This window comes from Pseudomonas urethralis, assembly GCF_021602465.1.
Classification (GTDB): domain Bacteria; phylum Pseudomonadota; class Gammaproteobacteria; order Pseudomonadales; family Pseudomonadaceae; genus Aquipseudomonas; species Aquipseudomonas vlassakiae.
The window spans coordinates 1-255 of record NZ_BQIJ01000073.1 but is presented as its reverse complement, the minus strand read 5'-3'; the positions used below and the strand labels follow the sequence as shown (position 1 = coordinate 255).

Genomic DNA, 255 nt, shown 5'->3' with positions numbered 1-255 from the left:
GTGTACGGCTGAACTCTGTAATGGTAGGTCTGGGCAGATTTGAACTGCCGACCTCACCCTTATCAGGGGTGCGCTCTAACCAACTGAGCTACAGACCTATAACAGGGTCACTTTGCAACATCGTCTTCTACAATGAATCAAGCAATTCGTGTGGGAGCTCATCAGCAGGCTGATGTCGTCGATTAAGGAGGTGATCCAGCCGCAGGTTCCCCTACGGCTACCTTGTTACGACTTCACCCCAGTCATGAATCACAC

At 51.0% G+C, this 255-nt stretch carries 1 tRNA gene and 1 rRNA gene; both read right to left on the bottom strand.

What is annotated here, in order from left to right:
• Positions 1 to 21: 21 nt before the first annotated feature.
• Positions 22 to 98, bottom strand: a tRNA-Ile gene (locus L6D64_RS28265).
• An 85-nt stretch (positions 99 to 183) separates the two neighbouring features.
• A 16S ribosomal RNA gene (locus L6D64_RS28260) occupies positions 184 to 255 on the bottom strand; the annotation flags it as partial.